Genomic DNA, 9226 nt, shown 5'->3' on the forward strand with positions numbered 1-9226 from the left:
ACTCTAACTGTTCGCCAAACATTTTCCCATCGAGGATGGTGGAGTGCAATATCACACCCGGGCGCAACCTGATTCATGAATTCGATGGCATGGCGGAAAGTTTTGAAGTTGTACTGGCGAAAAATTTCAACACGCACTTTAGTTGGATCTTCAGGGAGTGGGCTAACTACTTTTTTCCACTTCGATAAGTTACTACTGAGTGCAATTTTAAGTTTATCGTCACTAATTGGCTCTGGTTTTTCTGGCTCAGGAGTAGGGTAGATTCCCCAGAGATTCTTGCTTGTAAGGGAACGTTCACTTTTTTTATTTTGATCAGTAACTAATCTTAATTGCTCAAGAACAAGCTTGATGTCATGATCCCAATATATATCCCGAATATCTACTGCTTGCCTTAGAGTTAAGGCACTAAGTGATGTAGGTAACTTATTAGAGGGAGGCATTTTAGCACCTCTAACCAACAACGGTAGCAATTTTTTATTCTCACGAAGTGCAAACTCAATCTCCCGACGAACCCAATCATCTTCTTGATCTATACGACGCAACCCAAATTCATCACTAATCCGAATCCATTCAGTACCTATAACTACTATGACAATTTGAGCCTTTTGCAAAGCCTCTTCCAACTCTTTTGACCATTGTGTTCCAGGTTCAATGGAAGACGTATCCATAAATACAGTATTTCTTCCCAGTTCCCGAATAATAGTACTGTGCAAACGTCCAGCTTCGGCAGCACTATCTGCTCTTCGGTAACTGACAAAAATGGGTGCATTAAGCATAAGAAATAAAAACTTCCTGTTCTTGTCGATGGCTGGTAAATCTTAAAGGTGATCAGCTAATTAGCATTGAACTTACATAGCATAATCAGCGTCTTGTTCGCACCACAAAATTTTCATTTTTCTGCAACTATAATACCCATTAAATTCAAAATGATTACCATATCTTATTAAAGACTGACGCAAAGAAAATATCAGCCTTTGCGTCTTTGTACTTTAATAATGGTTAAAAAAAATTGTGTTTTAAGTCTTAAGACCCAATAACTAATACTTCCGCTCTTTTGGCTCAAACATAGTAATCGCCACCGGACGATATTGAATGTCAATTCCTGCTGGTGAATAGTAAGCCATTGTGTGTTTGAGGAAGTTAGCATCATCTCGCTCGGAATAATCTTCGCGGAAATGAGCGCCACGGCTCTCTTGGCGATTTAATGCTGATGCCAAAATAGTCTGTCCCACTACCATCAAACTTCGCAATTCTAAAGCTTCTACAAGTTCCGTATTCCAGCAACTACCTTTGTCGTCTAAATAAATTTGTGGATATCGCTGTTGGATTTCTTCTAGTTTGTGCAGCCCCTCACTCATTAATGCGTCAGTACGGAAAACACCGCAGTAATCAGTCATACAATCCTGGAAAGCTTGACGAACTTGGTTAATGCGATACTGTCCTGGTTGTTCTAGCAAAGCTTGGATTTGTTGCTGGGCTTCCGTTACATATCGTTGCTCATCCACAGAAGGCAACTTACGTTTTTGCACAAATTGCGCGATCGCAGCCCCAGTTCTCTTGCCATAAACGACACATTCCAGCAGAGAATTACTGCCCAAGCGATTCGCACCATGTACGGAAACACAAGATGTTTCGCCAGCAGCAAAGAAGGCATCAACTAAACCATCGCCACTACTGCGGACTTGCCCATCAGTATTAACTGGAATACCACCCATACAATAGTGAATTGTCGGACGGACTGGCATCGGTTGAGTTACCGCGTCAACACCCACTAAACGGTGTGCTTCTTCCCAACAAAATGGGACGCGACTCATAATTTTTTCTTTGCCCATGTGGCGTAGATCCAGATAGACGAAGGGGCCACCAGCACTACCATCGAGATGAATACCACGACCGGCGCGAATTTCGTAAGCGATCGCTCGTGAGGTAATATCACGAGGAGCCAGTTCCATGCGACTGGGTGCATAGTTCGCCATAAAGCGATCGCCTTCACTATTAATCAGATATGCCCCTTCACCTCGCACCGCTTCTGAAATCAACACGCCTACCGGATATAAGCCAGTGGGATGAAATTGGACAAATTCCATATCTTCAAGGGGCAAACCTGCGATCGCAGTCATTGCCAAACCATCACCCGAAGAAGCGTAATCATTAGAGGTGGTGTTATAAACGCGACCATAGCCCCCTGTGGCAAACATCACCGCCTTGGCTCGCACCACCTCGACATGTCCATCCAAAAGATGGAACATCACCACACCCTTCGCCTCATTTTCTTCCAAAATGAGACGCATCACATACCATTCTTCATAAACTTGCACTCCATAACGCCGCAAATTGTTAACCAATTCGTGCAAAATTGCGTGACCGGTCTTATCAGCCGCGTAGCAAGTGCGATTGTGAGAATGTCCGCCAAAAGCGCGTTGAGCAATGCGCCCATCGGGTAAGCGAGAGAACAAAACGCCCATGTGTTCCAAGTCAATTACCACATCTGGCGCTTCTTGGGCGAGAATTGCCACAGCATCTTGGTCTGCCAAGTAATCAGAACCCTTGACAGTATCAAAAGCATGTGCTTCCCAAGTATCGGCTGAATCAACATTTTTCAACGATGCAGCCATACCACCTTGAGCCGCCACAGAGTGCGATCGAATTGGGTGTGTTTTGGCAACCACAGCAATATTTAAATTAGGGTCAGTGCGGGCAATTTCTACAGCAGCCCGACATCCCGCCAATCCACCCCCGACAATAATCACATCGTGTTCAAGCATAATTAGCCCTTAATTGCAAACCACTGCTGTTCTATTGTAGAGACGTGATTAATCAGACAGTGCGTTGCATCTCTACAAAAAAAATCCCTGCCTATAGATCAGGGATTTTATTACAAATTTTGAAATTAGGAGGGAAAAGTTAAAAATGAAGAGTTAGGTCTTCACTTATAACTTTTAACTCCTAACTCTTCAGCTAGTCGCTTGTACAGGTTGTTGCTGAGACACATTACCTGGCATGGGTTCCATTTTGGTTTCAGGCCCTACAGGAGTGAGTTCAATATGATTTAACAAGGTAGTGACAAACGCAAACAACAAGAAAGGTAGCGATAACAGAACGACTAGACCCGCTGTTGCTAAAGCGTACACGGGTCGCTTGGCACCCATTAGCGCCAAGGCTGATGCCAAACTTAGGGTAATTGTAATCAACCAAACAATTATTTGACCGTAGATATCACCGAAAGTCAGGGTACAGACAAACCGATACTTTTGAATATTATTTCCGATCATCAAATTTGCCTCAAGTCTCTCCTAATAGGTTCTACGTTAGAACTATGTTTGCTTTGTAGACAATTTCTAAATATTTTTGCAAGCTTCGTAATATAACTTCACAATCAACTTGTTTTGTTACAAAGCGTAATTTCTAGTACAGCATGACCGAAATACACCAACCATACGCTACGGGAAGCCCTTCTTTTGTAGTTGGCGCTACCTGAAATTCTCACCTTCTCTTAGTACTACGAAATAATTTAACTGTTAGGTTTGTCACCCGCCTTGAACTAAAGTTCTTTGGCTTTTAGCTAAAGTAGACTTCAGTAGACTTCAGATTTTTGGGTATATCTTAGTCATCAAGAGACAAATTTTGCTATTAGCAAGTAACTGAAGTGCCTTGCGGGATATGACTTTTAGATTAAGTTGACACTATGCACTGTGTTGCGCTTTACCACGTTGTACTCCTTTGGAGAACCCGCAGGGTAGTAGGTGGCGTTGTATTATGCCGTAGCTTAACGCACCATCCCAATAAAGTACCCTAGCAGATTGAAGCCAATGTGCTTAACAGTTAGCACAAAGACTGACGAGCTAGGTGTTCATATAGGCTAAGTTTTTTGTTAAAAGTTTTTGCAATCCTAATCAACTCCTTAACAAATAGGCTCTTTGCGTAAAGCAAAAATAATTTTTGTCATCTGCCAAATTCCAGATATTTAGAATATGGTATTTAATTTTTTGATAGTAAATATTAACTAGATAAATCCAGTAAAGTCAGCATGGAAAAACCAATTTTTTGATGTTAAATTTTGAGTATTGCCCGAATTTGTTGACTTTAATCAACAAAACCATTTATTTTTCGTGGCAATATTGTTTTAGGAGTGAACGTGAATACTATTTTTTTTCGTAAAGGTGTTTTTTGGTTACCAAGTATAGCTGCTCTTACAGTCCTGAGTAGTGGCTTATCTGCAAGTGGCCAGACAGTTGACAAGGTGAGCAGTCAAGCATCAACCGACCATTCCGCAACCGTAGCGTCTCCCAACAAGTTTAGTACAGAACTAGACACTGGAAGCCAAAATCTCTCTACAGAAACAACTGAAACATTTACAGCAGCAAATTTAGCTAAGGTGCAGCAGCCCCTAAACGCTGCTATACAGGAAAACGCCAGTGTAACGCCTACACCCATTCCAGGCACAGTGGCAACCTCATCTGCAACGCTTACCTCTGAGTTTGTGCAACCAAGTTCTCAAACTACTTCTCAACCATCTCCTACCAAAGTAGCGCAATCAGATATTGATTTAGGTACAACTACCCGTGGCGGCAGCAGCTATATTGGCGTTGCTGCTAACATTGGTTTGAGTGGTGGTGAAACGTCTTTGGGCGACGGTAACTTCGCAGTAGTCAGCAAAATCGGACTGACAAATTCTATATCGGTGCGACCTTCAGCCGTATTTGGGGACAACACTACAGTTCTAGTTCCGATCACCTATGATTTTACGTTCAAATCAGCAGATGCTTTTAGCGAACCGTTAGCGATCGCACCTTACGTTGGAGTGGGTGCAGCTTACAAAACTGGTGATGATTCGCAATTAGGCTTTTTAGTATCTGGTGGCATTGATGTGCCTCTAACTCCTCAATTCACTGCAACGGCTGCTGTGAATGCCGGATTTTTCGATGAAACTGATATAGGCTTATTGTTAGGAGTTGGTTACAACTTTACTGGCTTTTAAGATTTAAGAGTTATGAGTTAGAAGTTAAGAGTTAGTAATGTTTCACTCATAACTCCTAACTCCTAATTCCTAACTTTCTATTGGGGGGTAACTTTATCAATTACCTTGATTTTGCCATCGTCTCCTACTGTCCAAACATCATAAACACCGACGACATCGCCGTTAGCATCAACATCAACGTTGCCACTAGCTCCTTGATAGTTAATCTTTTTACCATCTTTAAGTAACTTCAATCCCTCGCAGACATCGGTAACTTCCGTGCCAGTCCCATCAGCCACTTCACGGATTTTGCTGGCTATACCAACACCTGTATTTTCTTTAGCAGCTTGTGCAGCCAACGTCAATAAAGCAGCCGCATCCCAAGCTTGAGGAGCGTATTCTCCTGGCGCACCACCCTTTTTATCCTTCCACAGCTTGGTAAAGGCTTCTAGAGCTTTACCATTGGAACCAGGTACTGTACCGATCGCTCCAGTTAAAATAAATTTATCACCATCCTTGCCAACTTGTTCGGGAAAAGTAGGTGATTTCACTCCATCTGTCAGCAAAATTTGTACTCCCTTTGTCACACCTTGCTGATAGGCGGCTTTTAGGAACAGACTACCAGTTTCAGCATACAGTACAGCTAGGACTGCATCTGGTTTACCAGCAAAAGCAGCAGCCGCTTCTGTATCAAATGTCTGGGCTTTCGGATCGTACCGAACAGGCTTATCTTTATTAACTATAGTTCCGCCCAATTTTTCAAAAGTTTGCACAAATGCTTTTTCAAAACCAACGCCATAGTCGTTATTAATCACGACTGTAGAAACTCGCTTAAAACCTTTTTTTCTGGCAAGTTGGGCTAAAGCTAGTGCTTGGTAGGTATCAGGGGGAGCAGTACGCGCCCAAAAGCCTTTATAGTCGCCTTTTTGGGCCTTTTCAGTAAAGACAGGACTGGTACTACCAGGGGAAACCAGCATGACTTTATTCGGTGTGGCAATAGAGACTGCTGCACTAGAAACGCTACTGGCAAAGGAGCCAACTACACCTGCCACTTTATCTAAAGTTGCAAGTTTGGTCATACCGGCTGCACCAGCTCTGGGGTCGGTTTGGTCGTCTACTTGCACTAAGGTAACTGGTTCACCATTCACCCCACCGCAGGCATTGACCGTATCGACGAGTAAAGGAACAGAACCTAACATCTGCTGTCCAACAGAAGCTAAGTCGCCTGTTGTCGGTAGCAGGGAACCAATTTTTAGCCCTTTATCACTGCTTGTAGTAGTTGAGTTTGCTGCTGGGGTAGCGGTATTTCCGGTGTTAACTGTGCCATTGGGGGTACTATTATCACCACAAGCCCCAACTAGGAACCCAATTGCTAGGGTAGCTATACTAAAGGTTAAGGCGGCACTAATTTTTCTCATAAGTAACTTTGACTCCTCAAATATTTAGGAGCCTAAAAGTAAGATTCAAACTAGATTTTTAAATTAGCTGTATCTTATCAAGACTCCAAAAGATAAATCATATCATCCATCTTTGGGAGTACAAATATTTACACTAGATTAGTATTATTTTTCCACACAGAACATACTCTGTGTAGCAAAGGTGTCTATCAAAGGCTGGAAAACGGAGAGGGAGGGATTCGAACCCTCGGTACGGAGTTGCCTGCCGTACAACAGATTAGCAATCTGCCGCTTTCGACCACTCAGCCACCTCTCCATGACTCACGAATATTAATGTTATCAGATTTGTTTGGGAGAGTCAATAGTCATTAGTCATTGGTTGTTGGTTATTTACAAAACCTTGAGGACTAATGACTAATTTTTTAAAGGACTTGCGATCGCATCCAAGCCAGGGGCAAAGTGCGTAATTTTTTCCACTGAGGAACGTAAGCCCGTTGACTGAACACATCATAGTCGTTGCGTTCAATCACCTCCAAAATCTGACCATACAGCATTGATGCTGCCCACACAGGCCAACGGGCATCGGATGCTAAATAAGTAATTCCCTGGTCGGATGTGCTATAGAATTGACGGGCTCGTTCGATTTGAAAGCGCATCAGCGCCCGCCAACGATCATCTACCACACCTTTGAAGAAGTCTTGCTCGGTGTAGTTGAATTTTGCCAAGTCCTCAAGGGGAATGTAGATTCGTCCCCGTTTGGCATCTTCTCCCACATCCCGCAGGATGTTGGTGAGTTGATTGGCAATTCCCAGAGCGATCGCTTCTTCTGTGGGAACATAAGGTTGTTTGTTCTGCTGCCAGGGAGCGGTATATATGGTGCTATCCACATCCATAACTGCTGTTGACATTAAGCCAACAGTGCCAGCAACGCGGTAACAGTAGAGGTATAAGTCCTCAAAGGTTTCATAACGACTGCGATATAAATCCATGCGCTGACCGGCAATCATATCCCGAAAGGGCTGAATGTCCATCGGAAAGCGCTGGAGGGTATCAGCTAAAGCGACATCGTAATTTTCTAATGGCTGTCCCGCAAAAATCGATTCCAGCTGCTGTTCCCATAGGTCTAGGGTTTCTGGCGTGGTAATAGCAGATGCGGGCCCATCTACCAATTCATCTGTACGGCGACACCAAGCGTAAATTGACCAAATAGATTGACGTTTTACCGGACTCATGAGCAAAGTACCCAGGTAAAAAGTCTTGGCATACTTTGCTGTGAGATGTCGGCAAAGTTTGTATGACTCGTCTACAGAGACCAGCGTTTTCATGCGCGGGGGGGAATCAGGCAGTTGCAGCATTCGTTGCGGGCGGTCGGGTGAGCGTTTGCAGGTTTGAGGAATTTGCTACCGGGAGAGCCTCAGAAATTGCCTGCGCTGTTAGCTTACCAGAAAGTACGGCACCTTCCATACTGCCTAAGTAGCGTTGCATGGTATAACTTCCGGCGAGATAGAAGTTGGCAATGGGCGTAACTTGTGCTGGACGGTACTGTTGACGACCAGGGGTCGCTTTGTAAACTGAACGCGGCGTTTTCACCACATGAGATTTCAGCAATGTTGCTGGATTGTCTCCCCCAAAGTGATCGGGGAAAAGTTTTTCCAACTCAGCAAGCGTTGCAGCCACAATCTCCTCATCAGATTTGGCAATCCAATCTTTTGCCGGAGCTAGAACTAATTCCAGCATTGAGCGATTGGGGTTGGCGTATTCACGGCAGGTATTGCTCATATCAGCATAAACGCTTAGGAGGGGCGATCGCGAAAAAAGCAAGTGATCAATTTCTGTAAGTTTCCGATCAAACCACAGATGCAGGTTAATCACTGGTACTCCTTCCAAGCCTTCTAGCTTCTTGAAAAACTCCATAAGCTTCCAAGGTTTAGGCAACATGACCTTTAAAGGGTCAACCGACATGGCAGATACATACGAATCTGCTGTGATAACTTCATCTTCTGCCCCATTTAAACCTCGAATCAAGTATCCTTTCACCGTGCCATCGGCGTTGAGCAAAATCTCTTTCAAGGGGGCATTCAACCGCACTTCTCCACCGCGCTCTGTGATGTAATCTACGATTGGGCTGCATAGACGTTCTGTAGGAGAACCATCCAAAAATGCAATCTTGGAGCCATACCGTTCTTGCAGAAAGCGATTCAGTGCAGTTAACAGAATCGTTGCTGAAACTTCATCAGGATTGATAAAGGTGAGTGCTTTACATGCGGCGATAAAAACGTCACTAGTTACTCGCTCGTCAACACCTTGCCTTTTCAACCACTCTAAGAAGCTGTACTTGTCCATGTCTTCAACATACTTTTGACCCCGAACCACTGCTGGAAGTAGGCCAACTGCAAACCGAATCTTCTGCTCCCAAGTCAACATGTCTTTGTTGCGAAGAATCGATGCAATCACGTTGAAAGGAGATGGAATATCTGGAACATCAAAACGTGAGAGTGTCCCAGGCTTGTCTGGTTGATTGAAAATCAACGTATGATCTTTCCACTGGAGTCTGTCTTCAATGCCCAACTCCTTGAGCAATTGGAGCATATTCGGATATGCCCCGAAGAAGGCGTGTAACCCGGTTTCGTACCAGTCGCCGTCAGAGTCTTTCCACGCCGCAACAAGACCACCCAATACGTCCCGGCTTTCCAAGACAATGGGAGTGTGACCTGCGTCCGTGAGATATTTCGCGCAGGAAAGCCCTGCTAAACCAGCACCCGCGATCGCTACTCGCATTTAACCCTAATGCCCTTCAATATTTCTTAATGGTTTTGTCGATTCTCATTATACGTTGCAAACCGTAACATTTGGCAGTTATTGTGCGATCGCT

At 44.0% G+C, this 9226-nt stretch carries 7 protein-coding genes and 1 tRNA gene; 1 reads left to right on the forward strand and 7 read right to left on the reverse strand.

Going from position 1 to position 9226, the window contains the following annotated elements:
- The 3 genes from VE944_RS09675 to VE944_RS09685 form a co-directional block, all read right to left on the reverse strand.
- Nucleotides 1-776: TIR domain-containing protein (locus tag VE944_RS09675; protein WP_324975808.1), on the reverse strand; the 776-nt coding region annotated here is incomplete at its 3' end.
- Nucleotides 777-1037: 261 nt separating this feature from the next.
- A complete protein-coding gene (locus tag VE944_RS09680) occupies nucleotides 1038-2765 on the reverse strand; it encodes a succinate dehydrogenase/fumarate reductase flavoprotein subunit (protein ID WP_324975811.1) in 1728 nt (575 codons plus the stop codon).
- A 189-nt stretch (nucleotides 2766-2954) separates the two neighbouring features.
- Nucleotides 2955-3272 (reverse strand): hypothetical protein, encoded by a 318-nt coding sequence (locus VE944_RS09685; protein WP_196523800.1) that lies wholly within the window; start codon nucleotides 3270-3272, stop codon nucleotides 2955-2957.
- Nucleotides 3273-4135: 863 nt separating this feature from the next.
- On the opposite strand from VE944_RS09685, the gene VE944_RS09690 reads away from it, so the two are divergent.
- The gene (locus tag VE944_RS09690) at nucleotides 4136-4978 is read left to right on the forward strand and encodes a hypothetical protein (protein ID WP_324975817.1); all 843 of its coding nucleotides are present in this window, start codon (nucleotides 4136-4138) and stop codon (nucleotides 4976-4978) included.
- A 77-nt stretch (nucleotides 4979-5055) separates the two neighbouring features.
- Here VE944_RS09690 and VE944_RS09695 read toward each other — a convergent pair whose 3' ends face one another.
- The 4 genes from VE944_RS09695 to pds form a co-directional block, all read right to left on the reverse strand.
- The gene (locus tag VE944_RS09695; protein ID WP_324975820.1) at nucleotides 5056-6375 is read right to left on the reverse strand and encodes an ABC transporter substrate-binding protein; all 1320 of its coding nucleotides are present in this window, start codon (nucleotides 6373-6375) and stop codon (nucleotides 5056-5058) included.
- A 203-nt stretch (nucleotides 6376-6578) separates the two neighbouring features.
- Nucleotides 6579-6670, reverse strand: a tRNA-Ser gene (locus tag VE944_RS09700).
- Nucleotides 6671-6776: 106 nt separating this feature from the next.
- A complete protein-coding gene (gene crtB, locus VE944_RS09705; protein WP_324975823.1) occupies nucleotides 6777-7709 on the reverse strand; it encodes a 15-cis-phytoene synthase CrtB in 933 nt (310 codons plus the stop codon).
- Nucleotides 7693-9132 (reverse strand): 15-cis-phytoene desaturase, encoded by a 1440-nt coding sequence (gene pds, locus VE944_RS09710; protein WP_229555406.1) that lies wholly within the window; start codon nucleotides 9130-9132, stop codon nucleotides 7693-7695. Before pds ends, crtB begins: the two co-directional genes overlap by 17 nt.
- Nucleotides 9133-9226: the final 94 nt, after the last annotated feature.

It is taken from the genome of Nostoc sp. (assembly GCF_035638895.1).
In the GTDB taxonomy this organism is placed as follows: domain Bacteria; phylum Cyanobacteriota; class Cyanobacteriia; order Cyanobacteriales; family Nostocaceae; genus Nostoc.